Source organism: Humiphilus diazotrophicus (genome assembly GCF_059726315.1).
In genome coordinates this window covers 7,319,153-7,333,876 of record NZ_AP040870.1, presented here as the reverse complement: position 1 = coordinate 7,333,876, position 14,724 = coordinate 7,319,153, and the positions used below count along the sequence as shown (strand labels likewise).

The 14,724-nt window shown below is 52.3% G+C and carries 15 protein-coding genes; 8 read left to right on the top strand and 7 right to left on the bottom strand.

Going from position 1 to position 14,724, the window contains the following annotated elements; translation table 11 throughout:
• Positions 1 to 165: 165 nt before the first annotated feature.
• Entirely contained in the window at positions 166 to 1,137 is a 972-nt protein-coding gene (locus tag AC6I7T_RS29350; protein ID WP_497791399.1) for a quinone oxidoreductase family protein, read from the top strand.
• 231 nt (positions 1,138 to 1,368) lie between these two features.
• Positions 1,369 to 1,686: a hypothetical protein gene (locus AC6I7T_RS29345; protein WP_497791398.1), complete on the top strand. Its 318-nt coding sequence runs from the start codon at positions 1,369 to 1,371 to the stop codon at positions 1,684 to 1,686.
• A 178-nt stretch (positions 1,687 to 1,864) separates the two neighbouring features.
• On the opposite strand, the gene AC6I7T_RS29340 is transcribed toward AC6I7T_RS29345, so the two are convergent.
• The 3 genes from AC6I7T_RS29340 to AC6I7T_RS29330 are packed head-to-tail and all read right to left on the bottom strand — an operon-like array spanning position 1,865 to position 4,802.
• A complete protein-coding gene (locus AC6I7T_RS29340; protein WP_497791396.1) occupies positions 1,865 to 2,602 on the bottom strand; it encodes a LytR/AlgR family response regulator transcription factor in 738 nt (245 codons plus the stop codon).
• Positions 2,590 to 4,380, bottom strand: coding sequence for a histidine kinase (locus AC6I7T_RS29335; protein ID WP_497791395.1), 1,791 nt, complete (start codon positions 4,378 to 4,380; stop codon positions 2,590 to 2,592). The genes AC6I7T_RS29340 and AC6I7T_RS29335 overlap by 13 nt, the downstream gene beginning before the upstream one ends.
• Before the next feature lie 11 nt (positions 4,381 to 4,391).
• Positions 4,392 to 4,802 carry a hypothetical protein gene (locus tag AC6I7T_RS29330; protein ID WP_497791393.1) on the bottom strand — a complete coding sequence of 137 codons (411 nt, stop codon included), beginning with the start codon at positions 4,800 to 4,802 and terminating at the stop codon, positions 4,392 to 4,394.
• A gap of 246 nt (positions 4,803 to 5,048) precedes the next feature.
• Here AC6I7T_RS29330 and AC6I7T_RS29325 point away from each other — a divergent pair, with 246 nt between their 5' ends.
• The gene (locus AC6I7T_RS29325; protein WP_497791392.1) at positions 5,049 to 5,540 is read left to right on the top strand and encodes a putative outer membrane beta-barrel protein; all 492 of its coding nucleotides are present in this window, start codon (positions 5,049 to 5,051) and stop codon (positions 5,538 to 5,540) included.
• 111 nt (positions 5,541 to 5,651) lie between these two features.
• Positions 5,652 to 6,689, top strand: coding sequence for an O-methyltransferase (locus tag AC6I7T_RS29320; RefSeq protein WP_497791391.1), 1,038 nt, complete (start codon positions 5,652 to 5,654; stop codon positions 6,687 to 6,689).
• A gap of 32 nt (positions 6,690 to 6,721) precedes the next feature.
• Here AC6I7T_RS29320 and AC6I7T_RS29315 read toward each other — a convergent pair whose 3' ends face one another.
• Positions 6,722 to 7,363, bottom strand: a complete 642-nt coding sequence (locus AC6I7T_RS29315; RefSeq protein WP_497791390.1) for an IS630 family transposase — start codon at positions 7,361 to 7,363, stop codon at positions 6,722 to 6,724.
• 592 nt (positions 7,364 to 7,955) lie between these two features.
• Between AC6I7T_RS29315 and AC6I7T_RS29310 the strand changes: the two genes are divergently transcribed.
• On the top strand, positions 7,956 to 8,621 hold the full coding sequence (locus AC6I7T_RS29310) for a phosphatase PAP2 family protein (protein ID WP_497791388.1): 666 nt from the start codon (positions 7,956 to 7,958) through the stop codon (positions 8,619 to 8,621).
• A 76-nt stretch (positions 8,622 to 8,697) separates the two neighbouring features.
• On the opposite strand, the gene AC6I7T_RS29305 is transcribed toward AC6I7T_RS29310, so the two are convergent.
• From AC6I7T_RS29305 to AC6I7T_RS29295, 3 genes are all read right to left on the bottom strand, one after another.
• Entirely contained in the window at positions 8,698 to 9,531 is an 834-nt protein-coding gene (locus tag AC6I7T_RS29305; RefSeq protein ID WP_497791387.1) for a hypothetical protein, read from the bottom strand.
• A gap of 108 nt (positions 9,532 to 9,639) precedes the next feature.
• The gene (locus AC6I7T_RS29300; protein ID WP_497791385.1) at positions 9,640 to 10,476 is read right to left on the bottom strand and encodes a CPBP family intramembrane glutamic endopeptidase; all 837 of its coding nucleotides are present in this window, start codon (positions 10,474 to 10,476) and stop codon (positions 9,640 to 9,642) included.
• 186 nt (positions 10,477 to 10,662) lie between these two features.
• Positions 10,663 to 11,241 carry a TetR/AcrR family transcriptional regulator gene (locus tag AC6I7T_RS29295; RefSeq protein ID WP_497791384.1) on the bottom strand — a complete coding sequence of 193 codons (579 nt, stop codon included), beginning with the start codon at positions 11,239 to 11,241 and terminating at the stop codon, positions 10,663 to 10,665.
• 124 nt (positions 11,242 to 11,365) lie between these two features.
• Here AC6I7T_RS29295 and AC6I7T_RS29290 point away from each other — a divergent pair, with 124 nt between their 5' ends.
• From AC6I7T_RS29290 to AC6I7T_RS29280, 3 genes are all read left to right on the top strand, one after another.
• Positions 11,366 to 11,746, top strand: coding sequence for a DUF4267 domain-containing protein (locus AC6I7T_RS29290; RefSeq protein ID WP_497791383.1), 381 nt, complete (start codon positions 11,366 to 11,368; stop codon positions 11,744 to 11,746).
• 33 nt (positions 11,747 to 11,779) lie between these two features.
• Positions 11,780 to 12,247 (top strand): hypothetical protein, encoded by a 468-nt coding sequence (locus tag AC6I7T_RS29285; RefSeq protein ID WP_497791382.1) that lies wholly within the window; start codon positions 11,780 to 11,782, stop codon positions 12,245 to 12,247.
• Positions 12,248 to 12,969: 722 nt separating this feature from the next.
• Positions 12,970 to 14,448, top strand: a complete 1,479-nt coding sequence (locus AC6I7T_RS29280; protein ID WP_497791381.1) for an SDR family oxidoreductase — start codon at positions 12,970 to 12,972, stop codon at positions 14,446 to 14,448.
• Positions 14,449 to 14,724: the final 276 nt, after the last annotated feature.

The window sequence follows — 14,724 nt, the reverse complement described above, 5'->3', positions numbered from 1 at the left end:
TATAGAAACATTGCAGCAAAACTGATCCTCATCAAATCCTCCTCAGGGTCCTTGGCCTCTCTAGATGATGGGGCATCACGATTGTGAATCGCATTCATGACGGCCATCATCTTTATCACAGAACGCTGAAGGAAACACGAGCCACCGGACGAAAGGGAGAGCAACATGCGAGCAATGCAGGCAGAACGATTTGGGAACTATGACGGGCTTCAACTGGCTGATCTTCCAAAACCATCGGTCGCGGATGGGAAGGTACTGGTGCGCGTAACTGCAGCCGGTGTTGTCCCCCTCGACCATACAATTCTCTTTGGTCAACTACCCCGGGCAAAGGCGCCACTGGTTCTGGGCAACGAGGGAGCGGGCGTCGTGGAAGAGGGCGGAGGTACAAATTTTCCCGCCAGTTCGCGTGTAATGTTCACAGGTCCTTATGGCGTCTCTGAAAACGGCAGCTATAGCGAATGGATCTCTGTGCGAAAAGAACACCTTAGCCTGATTCCTCAAGGTGTCGATGACATTACGGCGGCCAGCATTCCGGTTGCGTATCTTACGGCGTATATGACCCTTAAACTCGCGGATTTTCAAGCGGGCAAGACGGTGCTGGCTCCCGCAATCGGTGGGTCGGTTGGAAATGCTGTAACGCAGTTAGCGCGTGCCTTGGGTGCAAAGCACTCTATCTCAAGCACAACCAATCACGAGAAAGCTCAACAGGCAAAAGCGCTCGGGTTCGATGAAGTCATCGATCTGTCACAGGAGACGTTGAGCAATGGAGTGAACCGGGTCACCGAGGGGTACGGCACGGACATTGTGATCGACGGCATCGGCGGAGAGGTTCTAAGTGAGGCCCTGACCACGCTCGCAGTAGGTGGAAGTTTGACTACGCTTGGTTATGCAAGCAAACGCACCACAACCATCGACGTCACCAATTTGATCTGGAAGCGAGCGAGTATAAAGAGCTTCTCACTCTTTGCTCAGCCGCAAGCGCTCTGGGACGAAGCCTGGAAGACTATCCTCCCGCTGCTGACGTCTGGAGCCATCAAGCCAATCGTCGCCAAGACCTTTCCTTTCGTTGAAGCAGTAGAGGCCCTGAAATATCTGGTGGATGAGCGTCCTTTCGGCAAGATCGTCCTTACTATGTGACACCTTTCCAGCTGGGACTTTCTTCACTCTCAAAACGCGGCCTCCCTGATCGGAGAGGTGCGCCCCAAACATACCGGAGGGGAATAATGAAAATCGCAGAACGTAACTACACAGTAAAACGAGTCAGCGTCATCTCTCAGCTTCCGCTCTAGGAGGCGGGGTGGCCCATCCAAGCCACTCAGAGGCTCTCAAAGAACTAATCAAAATATTAATCAACAGGCTACTGCTATCATGCACGGTATGAAAATAGTGGGCGTTTTCTGTGCTCTGAAACGTGCGACATGCGCCTTCTGGTTCATGATCGCAATGGCAACCGGACTTGCCCAGCAGCAGACCACAACGACACAGCATCTGAAGGCGATACCGATGCCACAGGACCGGGTAGCGGATTCGTACGAGATTTACTCACTACTGCTGCCGAGTCATGAAATTGAATGGGGCGATGCGCCGCGTTCGCAGTGGCTGGTGGAAGACACAACAACAGCCGTGGCGCCCGATCGTCCGTGCACTGCGGAGTTCTATGCGGCAATTGGGGGTGGGTGGCACTAGAACGCATCAACGGGAAATGGCAAATCTTGCCTTGGATGTGCTCGAAGGTGATTTCGTAATCTAGTTGCACCTCGCACACACCGAGTTTGTCAATTGGACACTTCTCTCGTCAGTGTCCAGCGTTCAGTTCATGCAAAAGACCAAGGCGCTCAAGGAACGCTGGTTACACTTCATTCCGCTAGCCTTTTTCAATTTTCGAAAGAAGATCACGTAAACGACGACGGCTTACATCCAGCCGCGTGCCGTTGCCGATCAGCAGTTCGGCATTGCCTCCCGGAAGCGGATGAATTTCGCGCACCGCACTCAAGCTAACCAAAACGGAACGAGAAATGCGGAAGAACTGAGTGGCGTCTACGCGAGATTCCAATTCTTGAATGGAAGGATCCATCCAATATTCCTTTCCCGAACTCGTGACCAGCCGAGTAAGTCCATCTACAGATTCGCAATAGGAAACCTCCGCCAACGGTATGACCAGATACCGCGTTCCGCTATGGACCAGAAAGCGGGATAGAGGTCTACCCGCTGCTTGCATTCCCAGATCGATATCCGCGTTTGTATCCGATGCAATACGCTGGCACGCGCGTGCAAGAGTTTGATCGAGCCTGACTCGACTAACAGGCTTCAGAAGATAATCGAGAGCATTCAGTTCGAATGCGTCCACTGCAAACTGATCGAATGCGGTACAAAAGATGATCGCTGGCCGAGGAGTCGGAAGGCAGGCGGCCACGTCGAGACCGGTTCCTTGCGTCATCTGAATGTCCAGGAACAGAAGGTCTGGCCGCAGTGTAGAAACCAACTCCATTGTCTGCGCGCCGTTTTCGGCTTCCGCCACGACCTCATGTTCCGGATGAGCCACCAGTAACTGGCGCAGCCGCTGGCGCGCCGGAAGTTCATCGTCGGCAATCAGGATGCGCATATGGAGCTTTCCTTTCGTGGTATCTCGAGGGCGACTTCACAGCCTTCGATTGTGTTTTTCCAAGTCAGTTTGGCGGCATTTCCATAGTAGCCGCTAAGCCTGCTTTTAACATTTTTCAATCCGTGCCCTTCGGCACTCTCTAACGTAAACTCGGATGGAAATCCCGGGCCATTATCGACCACGCGGATAAGCAGTGCGTCCTCGATGGAACTGACTCTCACCACCAAACGGCCTTGGCCGTTCGCCTGAGAGATCCCGTGCTTAATTGCGTTTTCCACCAGCGGCTGAATCGACATCGCGGGAACTTGCAAATTGTTGGTTGCCGGGGCCACTTCGATATGGAACTGAATACGGTTGCGGAATCTGGCGTGCTCTACGGCCAGATAAGCACGGATGAATTCAATTTCTTCAGAAACGCGAACCCACTCATGCCCCGAGCGATGAAGCGTGTAACGAAAGACCTCGGCGAGTTGCGCAATTGTGTCGTCTGCAAATTCCGGTTCCGTTCGAATCCAGCCCGCGATTGCGTTAAGTGCGTTGAAGAGAAAATGCGGATTGATCTGAGCACGAAGGGCGCGCAACTCGGCACGCTCCGCCAGCTCGGAAAGCTGCTGCTCCCGCTGTTGCTGCTTTTGTTGCGCAACGCGTAGACGAATATTCTGCAACAACATGCTGAGAGTCTCTGCCAGCGTTTCAAGCAAGCGATGGTCGCCCCCGAGAAAGGGAACGCCATTCTTTCGAGAAAGCAGGCGAATGAATCCTTGCGGCTTGAGAAGGATCGTGAAATCTCCGCACGAGTTCTGATCCGGCATTCCGTCGAATGCGATTTGGACAGAGCAGGAGAAAATGGTGTTTAACGTATTTTCTGCGATGTCGCGAAGCTGATGTTCATCTTGCGCTGCTTGAACCGATTTGCTGAAGAGACGCTCGGCTTCGATCGCAGAGTATCTTCGGTCCAGCGCGCGATCCATCCAGTGACTGAAACCGCGATAGAGGAACGGCGCCAGCAGCCAGGCAGGCATAAGGACCAGGATTCCAAGCCAGGTCGAAAACCACGCGTTCGCAAAGACGCTGCGAAAGGGTGGTGCGAAGAGCAACGCGGAAGCAAAGAGAATCGTACCGGAAGCGAAGAATGCACCGACTCTCAGACATGTGTCAAAAAAGGCCAGCCGTTCAGCGTAGTAAAGTCGAATGGCTAAGAACAGCAGGACAAGGTAGTCAGGTGCGAGGACATAGATCGGATTGTCTGCGACGAGTGCTCCAACTCCGGTTCCCAGCAGCAACACAAAGATGACAAGATTCCATAGATATTGCGTTCGCTCTGCCTGAGCACGTCCGTGGCGATTGGTAAACAACACCAGAATTGACAGCAGACTTGCAGCGCACAGGAATAGCGCCGGAGGCAACTTTGACGCGAAGCTCCAAAAATAAACGCGTCCTACCGCACAGAGGGTGGAGGCGACGTAAAGAATCAAGAGCAGAGGGAAGACGATCCGTGCTGTCCGGGCACTTGCTTCCCTCTTCAGCACCAGGTGCAGCATCATGGGCGGCACAAGAGCTGCCAGAACGGCACGCAGCGTTTGAACCACCGGATAATCGATAAAGACAACGGTCGAAATCAGGTTGGCTAAGAAGGAGAAAGCGCAAACTACAGTGAAAGCGCGTAAGAGATGATTTTTGATGCCGCGCTGACGCCAATAGGAAAAGGCCGAGACAGTGAAGGCAGGTGCCCCAAACGCAAAAACGACCAGCGAAATGAATTGGAGAATGAGAGCCATCGATCCTGTTTCTAGAATGCTCCTTCCACATGCTGCCCGGATACGGTAGCGAGGGCATGCAGAATATCGTTGTACGAGTCTTTTCGCACGCTGAGAAGAAGCACGTGATGTATGCGATCTCCTCCTGTGAACTCAATCCCGATCAGATATTCCTTGCTCGCTTGAAGGATACCGAAGAGTGGAACTGGAGCCACAGTCTCACGATGTGAGAGCTCCTTGCCAATCTCGCGATACGCACGCTCACCCGATAGAAGCCGGGTAATCTCGGTAGCCGGAATCTCCAATCTCTTACTTCCAGCGAAGATTAGTTCGACATTATTTTGTGAAATGCGAAGTGTCGTATTCCAGTCGAACGGGTTGACCTTGGCGGGTATGGTTCCGCCTTCGTAGCGAATTTTGTTCCACGAACTCTGTGCTGACAACAGCTCCCCTCCTATGAGGAACACGGCCATCAACACCAGTCGGAATATCCATTTCGCTGCAAACTTCACGTGCCTAGCATACGGCGTCCTGCCAGTGCCGCCCTATTTGTTTCCGATGAGTGGCTGAAAATCGATCTTGACCGGCGATATGGCTGAAATTGGAGCTCATAGCCGCTGATGGCCCATATCCTGCCGCTCACGGCGAATAGGTCGACACATCTCCAATGGCTCGCTAGCATCGTTCTCATGAAGACGTTCGCATTTCTAGTTTTCCTCTCGGCCTTAACAGCAAGCGCATGGGCGCAGAACTCCGATCTCGGAATCCTGGGAGGAGTTTCGAGCAGCAGCTCGGATGCTCGTGTAGGGTTGCAGGTCAACTATGCCCGGGAACTGGTCGAACGGCCTGCAGGAAGACTGTACGTGGAAGTTCCGCTCATCATCCCAGTCGCGCCTCAACACGAGGCTAATTCTCTCCGGCTTTTTGTCACCCCTGGAATTCGCTATCACTTCAACGTAACGAATCGGACCGCCGTTTACGCAACGTTCGGCATTGGTATCGCGACACGCCCTGAACGTCCAGCGACGAGTGCAGCTTACGTTCTTGGGACGGGTTTGGATTTTCGATTGAACCGCCGCTGGAGTCTGCGTGGCGATGTGCGTGACACGATTGCCTCTTCTACTGTGAGTTTCGACCGAAACAATCCCTCAGCGATGTTCGGCTTCGCACTTCACTTCTAGCAACCCACCCCAAAAGACGACGCAAATACACGGCATACGGCCAAATTTGGCTTGTCTGTATGCAGCAGAGGACGGCTGCGTCCAGAACCAGAACAACACAGGAAGGTGCGAATGATGAAATTTACCGGCTTATCCATATTGATTGGACTTTGTGTAGTACTTGCTGTTCGGATGGATCTGCGAAGAAGACGCCTTAGCCTCTTTCAAATGGATGGATGGAATCTCTTCCGATTGCTCGACCTGGCAGCTTTGGCAATCGCTGCCGCCACCCTCGCGGTTCTGGCCTCGCCCATGACTCATCCGCTGCTGCTAGCCGCATTCATTCTCGTGGCGGCCTTTCTATGGAGTGAGGGCCGCAGACAACTTCAATTGCAGCGTCCCGACGGTCTTGTTTTCGGCGAGTATCTGATTCTTACGGGTGTTTACATTGCAGCCATCCAGACAAATGTGAGCCTGGTTTGGCGCATATTGCCTTTGCTGACGGGCACTGTTCTTGTCAGCCTTCAGGTGTTCCGCTTCCTACACTCGAAGGAAGAGCACGCAATTATCGACAGGATCTCGGAGCAAGGCGAATTCATCCAGGAGGAATGGATTCGGCCCACACCGGAATGCCCATTCCCCGAACGATGGAGTATGCTCGACGCGCAAAGTGCGGAAGTAGAAGTCTTGGACTTTCTGAAATCGCTCGTCCGCACCGTGAAGCCGAACCTTATTGTCGAAACAGGCACGTTTATCGGACACAGCGCGATCAAGATGGCCGAGGCGATCAGGGAAAATGGTTTCGGCCGGATTATTACGGTCGAATACGATCCCAAAGTCTATGCGAAGGCCCGGCAAAATATCGACAACTCGGGATTGGCAGACTGGATTGAAGCTCGCAACGGATCGAGTCTCGATATGACAGTATCGGGGAGCATCGATTTGCTCTACAGCGACAGCGATGTTTCGATCCGCGAGCAGGAGGTGCGTAAGTTCTTGCCGCAGGTCAGTCCACGCGGACTTGTTCTGATTCATGACGCTAGTTCTTCCTTTGGAACTGTCAGAGAAGCCGCGCTTCGTCTCGAACGGGAAGGACTGTTGTCCGTAGTCCTTCTTTCAACTCCACGTGGCTTGGTAATCGCTCAGAAGAACGGAGACCAACCCAGGTAAGTCAACGGAAAATAACTAGAGCATTTTTCGAATTAGTGTAGACCATTTATACAGAGACGGAACCAAGCCTGAGCATTATCAGGGAAAATAAGCTTGAGAGCGTCGGCTATAGCTTGCTCAAGGGATTCTCTGGTTCTAGCTTTGGCAGCCCGAAGCAGTTGTTTGAGCTTAGCCCAAGCCTTTTCGATCGGATTCAGATCGGGCGAGTAAGGCGGCAGGTATAGCAATTCTGCTCCAGCGGCCTCGATCAGCCTCTGTACGCCGTTGACCTTATGGGAACTCAAGTTGTCCATTACCACCACATCGCCAGCTGTCAGTGCCGGACAGAGTATGTGTTCGACATAGGCTAGGAATATCTCCGCATCGGTAGCGGCTTCGATGGTCATCGTTGCTACCATGCCACGAAAACTCATTGCTCCCAGGATGGTCATGATTTTCCATTGTCCTCCAGGAGTAGATTCGTGTATACGAGTGCCTCCGAGGCAACGGGCATAACGCCTCGTCATCGAAGTTGTCACACCACTCTCGTCAAGGAAGATCAGCCGTTCCGGACTTGTCGCCTGGATCTTGGCGACAAATTCTTGGCGTCGCTGGCGGTTCGCTTCGGTATCGCGTTCACTGGCATAGAGCGACTTTTTTTCAGCCGTAAACCCAGTTTCCGAAGTAGAAACCAAATCCGCCCCAAGCTCAGTTCCACGCTTGCTTCATTGTGCAACTTTGCTTGCACTTCAGCCAACGTTAAATCCGGCTCCGCTTCCACCCACACTATTACCTGCTTTTGCTCTTTGGCTCCGACGTGTGGTTTTCTCCCGGGACGATGAACAACTCGCTCGGCTTGACCACTATGCTTCCGCTGGCTGGAAACCTTCTTCGCCCAACCTACACTTACTCCAAATAGCTCTGCCAATTCCTCCAGCGTCCCATTCCCATCATCATAGGCTGCTAGGAACTTACGTCGCAGATCATCTTCGTAGGCTTTCGCCATTGCTTTGCTTGTCGCTGAGTTTCGCCATGCTCAGTCTACACTAATTCGAAAAACGCTCTAAAGCACTTCCTGCAAAGATGTAGACCAAGTCACAGAAGCTTATGCAGCCTATCTATTGCTTGTGAGTCTTCCCTGAATAATCGCCCCCATGTCCCGAAACTTCACCGTCCGCAAGTATCATTAATTTGCAGAGCCTTGCATATGCGGGCATCGTATTCAGAGGGACAGAGCCCAAGAAGTGGGTAGTGTGGCACCGGGACGTCCCCGGAAGGAAGAATCTATTGCTTCAAGATGCTGTCGGATCTCAGCAACACGATGGAGGCGGACTGGAACGGAAAGGGCTCCGCTTTCCCTCCTTGAGATGGCTTCTGTCACTGCTTATTTGCACGCTTGTAGTCGTGCTGGCGTTCGTGTACCTCGATGTCCCGGTAGCCCGACACTTCTATGGAGTCCTTGGAATAACGGAAATGCTGGGTAGGGGCTTTGCCAGTGGCATTCTTCTGGGGGGTGAAGCGACTGTTGCACTAGCGCTCGTAAGCATCCGGATAACGCGCGGGCATCTGCCAGCTTGGGGTGAGGCAACCGGACTCGCATGTCTCACCTCTATCTGCGCTTATGCAATCAATGACAGCACTATGAAGCTCCTGTTCGGAGTAGCAAATCCTGCGGTTGTGTTGCACGGAGCCCCTCATGTATTTGATCTTCTGAACGGCTCCCCAGGCAGCAGCTTCCCCTCTGGACACATGGTACTCGCAGGCTCCTTCGCCGGTGTCTTCATGCGGTTATACAAGAGGAGTATCGCGTTGTTCTCTGCCCTGCTGATCATTGCTGCAATGCTGCTGGTCGTGGGTGACTTTCATTTCGTCAGCGATGTGATCGCAGGAACATTTCTCGGTGTGTCGGCAGGACTCCTGGCTGGTGAGGTCTGGCTCGTCCATTCAAGATAGGCCGTACTACTGATGGCACTCGAGTAACTTCGCTCGAACGAAAGCTTCATCGTGCGTCAGTCCTGCCTGAAGAGCGTCATTGCAAAGGTCTTTCGCTACCCGGCACGATACGATACGTTACTTCCATCTCATGATAGTTGTTATAGGTAGCGTGGAACGACCAGACAATCATGTTGAATCTCCCCTTCCCTTTGGTAACACGCATTGTGATCGTAGAGGGCATCCAGAAGGTATCGCCGCTTAGCGCGACGGGCGCATAGTCAATCGTGAGAACTCGCTCGCCAACCTCGGACGATGAATACGAGTTCCCGGAAGTAATGGCATGACGAGGAGTAGTGATTTCCAGACGCGTAATCTGCATAGAGGCAGCATCGATGGTTACACGGCCCTTGCTCTTCTCCTGGAGAAGACAGGAGGCAGAATTCGGTGCAGAGGCAACGGTGGAGAAGCGGATGACATAGGGCTCGTTTTGAGGTTTGCCATTGGTCCGCTCCAACACATAACTCATGCAGTCTGTCTGATTAAGTGAGACTAGGGCAAGACCACCTTCAAACCATCCGCTAAGTAAGGAGGGACCCTCCAGATTCTGCTTCGTCGGAGATTTACCATCAACGCTCTTGATGTCGCGTGACTCGACAAGAGTTGTCGTATGATCTTTGTTCGAAGTGCGTTTAAGCCGGAAGACAGACTCAATGATATTCCGTTCGATCTGGTCAGATTCCATCTGCGAAATAACATGCTCATCGCAGAAGAAGCTCGGAACACCAGTATCAAAGTGGTTCAGATTAGCTTGTAAACGCTGAAGAATTTCATCTAAGGTCTGCTTATGCTGCGGCGGAGCACACCACGCAGAGGACACCGCAAACAGCGCAAGGAACGAAAAGACCGAGGACAGAGTTCTGGAGGTCATGGGGTTTGAATTCCTTGAGTATTGTACACATCGACGTTCAATCCCCCCTATTCCAACTGAAATCGCAGACACAGTCCTATTCGAGTGCTCGCATCCACTCTCGAAGAACTATGAAAGTGGCAACTCCTTCTTTCGTTTCCACCAGAGCCACAGGAATGCCGTTCCGAGCAGCATACAGATTACATACATAATCATTCCGGATGTCTGAACACGATGGGATAAGTAAGCAGGAAAGGTCATCTTATAAAGCCCGGTATCGCTGGTTAAACACCAGGTGGTGAAATTCCAGCCAGCATGGACTCCGATAGGAAACGCCAGACCTCGCCTGGCGGCAATCGCAGCCATCCCGAAGAGCAGCGACCCCAATCCCGTCCCGACTACTGCCTGGAGGAGTGCCCAGCCCATCGCAACGTGGTAGAGAGCAAACATCGGTGCAATCAATAGCAGTGTAGGCCAAACGCCGAAGCTCGGTAGCAGCCGGGCCAACGGGTATCCTCGAAAACCGATCTCCTCGTAGGCAGAAAGAAGCAGGAACAATAAGAGTGAGACCAGGACTGGTTCAATAGCAACCGGGGCAAAAACAAACTTAACGCCAGGTACGAGCCACTTCAAACTGACGAGAGAGACGCCGCACAGCGGTATTCCCAAAGACAGCCCAAGTAATGTCCGAGGGATGCTGCCTCGTGAAAACGAGGTGCCTGGATTGACGGACCTGCGCTCCAGACGCTGGCAGATACGCGTCCATATAAGCAGCAAAACCGTCATTACCGCCGCCCCGTACCATTGGCTGCTGTTTCGGCCCTCCCTGATCGTTCCGACAACGACTCTGGTCAGAAAGAAGAAGGCAAAGAAGCCAGCCCAAAACAATGCTGCTCGTACAATCGCCTGGCGCTTGTCGGTCGGAGAATTCACAGGATTCATGTAGTCCGTTGCTTGAGTTGTCATTCTGCGGTTCGAAAGGCAGCGAAAACCGCAGCCTGCCGATTGTACGAAATCAATTCCGGTTTTGTTCAGAATTCCCGATTGAACTTGTCTCCATAACAGAAACTTACTTACGAAGAAGCTCTTTCTATTGCGTGTCTTTTGCCAGCAACGCACCTACAGCAGCTATCGCGCTTTCACCACCTGATCCTATTCATCTCTTCGAAAAGTGAAGAGCTCAACGAGCGCCCTTACGCGCTCCTTTTGACGACTACGCGGAAACCGCTTGGTTCTTGTCAGCTCAGCGATACCGTGAAGGCCTGCCCAAAACAGTTCCGACATAAGCTCCGGCTTCGGGCTCTGCTCCTGAAACAACTCCAGGAGTTGAGAAAACGCGAATCGGAGCTCCCGAGGAGTAGCCGCGTCATCGAATGGCACGCTCAAGCCGAGCGAAAACATCGCTTCATATAGCGCAGGCGAAGACGCGGCGAACTCCAGATAGGCTGCCGCGACCGCTTCGACCGCACTTCCTCGCTTAACTCGTTTCCGCGCCTTCTCCAAAGCCAGCCCCATCTCCTGGAAACCCTCAATGGCGACTGCGGCGAGAATCCCTTCGCGGTTTTCAAAATGAGAATACAAGACGGGTTGACTGTAAGAAATTTCGTCGGATAGCCGCCGGACAGTCACGTTGGACCACCCTTCCATCTCCGCGATCCGTCGTGCGGCACTGATGATCTGTGCCCTGCGGGCCTGCCTGTCGCGCAGTTTTCGTTCTGCAATTCGGTTCACTGCCAATTTCGTTTCCATCGATAGGAATTATAGCGCCGCTAGATTTATTCGATGGAAAGTGAATCCTTCTCGTACACTCTACATCAAAACTAGCGTTGCTAGATTTTCTAACAAGGAGATATTTATGCATACCGCTATCCCGCTTTCTCTCGCCGTTCTCGTCTCCGTTGGGATCATTGTGATCGGTTGTTTCTACCTTTTCTCGCCGGAACGGGTCTCGGGGGCATTTGGTCTAAAGCCGCCAGCCCCGGATACCGACACTCGCGCATGGCTACGTCTAAAGGGAGTCAGGGACGTCGCATCTGGGGTGGCCGTCCTGACTCTGATGATGACTACAGACACCCGGACGGTAGGCATTGTTCTCCTAGTCTTCGCGATCATCCCTTTTGGCGACATGTCCAACATCTTGCTCTCTGATGGGCGGAAATCCACCGCTCTCTCCGTTCATGGCGTGACCTGCGCGGTAATGGTTGTGGCTGGCCTCTTGCTGATCCATGCCATTTAAGCAGCAGCGATAGAAATAGAAGGAGAAGAGACAATGAACCATTGGATGTGGGCCTTATCTCTCATTGGCATTCTTAGCACGGCAGTGGTCTATGGCACGGACATGTTCTTTTTGACTATCGGCCGCTCCGCGCTCAAATTGGCTTCTCCATCTGCCGGAACCGAAGTTATGGGTTTTCTTCACCTCTTCGCCGACGCCCGCATGCCGATCTGGGGCGTCTCGGCGATATTGTCTAACCTCTTGCTGGCCGTGTTCAGCAGGAGTGAGCAGCGATGGTTCTATCTCGCATCTCTCTTCATGCTGATTCTGTTCGTCGTTATCTATAACCGCTTGTCAAAACCAATCAATCGGATTCAAACCGAAGCGGCGAAAACCGGACAAAGGCTCAACAATGGTCGAGAGCTACAGGCGTCGTGGGATAGATCGTTAACAATCCGTATTCCGCTGCTCGTTCTGTCTCTGCTTGCCCAGTGCCTCGTGTTGCTAATCATTTCAACGTGAGCGTGGCCGGGGCGCTTCCCTTTGACAATTCAGAGGTTCTCAGGCGATGGGGCGGCAATCCGGTGACTGCTTTGTTTAGTTTCCGTCGGGGGCATTCAGATTAAGTGAAGTCAAAATGGCTTGAAGATTAGTTTTGTAACTGAAAACTGTAAAAGATGTCTGGAGACAAACTGTAAAGTATGTCTTAACACTCCACACCTTCCTTTGGCTTGAGCGGGTCAATTCCAAACCTCAGGATGTTCCCCTAGCCCTCTATTCTCAGGTCTGCGATGTATATCACTTAGCTCCTCGACAAACTGCTTTGATTACGAATATTAAGTCAAGTAAGTGGACATGCTCAGACATAATCACATAGAGATAGAGATAGAGGCAATACTTGCGCCTGATACCCTCCAGTGCAGTCTCAAAGATCAATAATTTCGGACCAGATAAATTTTGATGATTTGAAGACGATTTCTATTGCATCAACAAGCCCAGGTAGAGTCGGAGAGACGTGCGGCCCGAATCGGTATCGTTGACAGGTCGAAATTATCCTTTTGTCCTGATTCCAAATTGCTTTGCTGGAATTCTGCTAAAAGGGGATCTGGCTTGCATAGCATCGCCGATCCTACCATGCTGCTTGAGCGAATTGAGCACATGACCACGCACCCGGGCAGTGGCCTACCGACTATCTAACAATCAGGTATGATTGCGGCGCGGCTGATCAAGGAACGTTTTCACAGATGAAGCAAATCATGGGCAATGCTGAAACGGGGCTCATTCTGCTCACTGGCGTCAGTGGTTACATTGGTGGCAGACTTGCCAAGCAACTCGAAGAAAGTGGTCACAGGCTTCGCTGCATGGCGCGCAACCCGGAATTTGTGCGGGCGCGGCTTGCTCAGGAAACAGAACTGATTGCTGCCGATTGTCTCAAGCGCGAAAGTTTGCCTGCCGCAATGCAGGGCGTCGACACAGCCTACTATCTTGTACATTCGATGGGGTCGGATGGCAACTTCGAAGAAGAAGACCGTCGTGCAGCACACAACTTTGCCGAGGCCGCCAAAGAAGCTGGCGTGCGCCGTATCATCTATCTGGGGGGACTTGGATCAAGCACTACAAAGCTCTCACCTCATTTGCAAAGCCGGCAAGAAGTAGCTCAGGTTCTGCGCTCAACGGGAGTACCTGTGATCGAATTGCGGGCATCGATTGTAATTGGCTCTGGCAGTCTTTCCTTCGAGATGATCCGCGCACTGGTTCAGCGATTGCCCGTAATGATTTGCCCGCGTTGGGTTCACACCAAAGCACAACCCATCGCAGTCGAAGACGTCATCTCATATCTGGTTGCAGTTCTTGAACGACCCAACGGGGAAGATCGCACCTTTGAGATTGGCGGCCCAGATCAGGTTTGCTACGGGCAGATCATGCAGGAGTATGCCCGGCAATGTGGGCTGTATCGACTGATGATTCCCGTGCCGGTGCTTACACCTCGTCTTTCAAGTCTGTGGTTGGGCCTGGTCACTCCTCTCTATGCGCGCGTGGGACGTAAGCTGATTGACAGCATGAAAATTGCCACATTGGTCGAAGACGATGCAGCGCTTACAACCTTTTCGGTGCGTCCGCGTAGCATGAAAGAGGCAATTGCTCGTGCCTTGCTCTGCGAGGACCAGGAGTTTGCTGCCACCAGTTGGTGCGATGCCATATCCTCCTCAGGGAAACAGACAAGCTGGGGAGGTACACGATTTGGTACTCGACTGGTCGACTCCCGCAGCATCGATGTAGAGGCTGATATTGAAACTGCCTTTGCTCCTATCCGCACAATTGGCGGCAACAATGGTTGGTACTATGCCAATTTTTTGTGGACACTGCGCGGCGCCATCGATTTGTTGGTCGGCGGGGTGGGCACTCGTCGGGGCAGGCGCGATGCAAAGAATCTGCTTCCTGGCGATGCACTCGATTTCTGGCGCGTCGAATCGATTGAAGCTGGTCACCAACTGCGTCTGATTGCTGAAATGAAGGTACCAGGAAAAGCTTGGCTGCAATTCGAAGTCATTCCTAAAAAAAATGGATCTGGATCTGTAATTCGCCAGACCGCTATCTTCGATCCGGCAGGTTTGACTGGCCTGCTTTACTGGTACGCGCTTTATCCAATCCATTTCTGGATCTTTCGCGGCATGTTGCGGCGTATAGCGCTTCTCGCAATGGAAAATGTGTACCCCCACTAAAGCACGATGAACGGGCTTCTGGGAATCCCTCCTGCCTTCGAGCCTGAACCCACTCCTAATGAGCTGTTTAGCTTGTAAATAGCTGAAGTTCTGAGCCCCTGGAAAATTCGCCTGCGTGAAAATCTTAGCGATCTTTGCGAGATACAGAGTCACAATTAGCGCTATTTCAAATGGAGCATATCGCGAGTCCAAGAGGTTTCACAGTCAAGTTACTTGTAACGCTATGTTCTGATCTCACTTTAAACAGGCTCAAAACGTAAGTTTCAGGAGGAAGAT

Excerpts from the sequence above, each read along its gene's own strand:
- AC6I7T_RS29285 (WP_497791382.1), top strand. The coding sequence starts at position 11,780 with ATGAACCATTGGATGTGGGCCTTATCTCTCATTGGCATTCTTAGCACG.
- AC6I7T_RS29335 (WP_497791395.1), bottom strand. The coding sequence starts at position 4,380 with ATGGCTCTCATTCTCCAATTCATTTCGCTGGTCGTTTTTGCGTTTGGG.
- AC6I7T_RS29320 (WP_497791391.1), top strand. The coding sequence starts at position 5,652 with ATGATGAAATTTACCGGCTTATCCATATTGATTGGACTTTGTGTAGTA.
- AC6I7T_RS29300 (WP_497791385.1), bottom strand. The coding sequence starts at position 10,476 with ATGACAACTCAAGCAACGGACTACATGAATCCTGTGAATTCTCCGACC.
- AC6I7T_RS29305 (WP_497791387.1), bottom strand. The coding sequence starts at position 9,531 with ATGACCTCCAGAACTCTGTCCTCGGTCTTTTCGTTCCTTGCGCTGTTT.
- AC6I7T_RS29290 (WP_497791383.1), top strand. The coding sequence starts at position 11,366 with ATGCATACCGCTATCCCGCTTTCTCTCGCCGTTCTCGTCTCCGTTGGG.
- AC6I7T_RS29280 (WP_497791381.1), top strand. The coding sequence starts at position 12,970 with ATGAAGCAAATCATGGGCAATGCTGAAACGGGGCTCATTCTGCTCACT.
- AC6I7T_RS29350 (WP_497791399.1), top strand. The coding sequence starts at position 166 with ATGCGAGCAATGCAGGCAGAACGATTTGGGAACTATGACGGGCTTCAA.
- AC6I7T_RS29325 (WP_497791392.1), top strand. The coding sequence starts at position 5,049 with ATGAAGACGTTCGCATTTCTAGTTTTCCTCTCGGCCTTAACAGCAAGC.
- AC6I7T_RS29340 (WP_497791396.1), bottom strand. The coding sequence starts at position 2,602 with ATGCGCATCCTGATTGCCGACGATGAACTTCCGGCGCGCCAGCGGCTG.
- AC6I7T_RS29345 (WP_497791398.1), top strand. The coding sequence starts at position 1,369 with ATGCACGGTATGAAAATAGTGGGCGTTTTCTGTGCTCTGAAACGTGCG.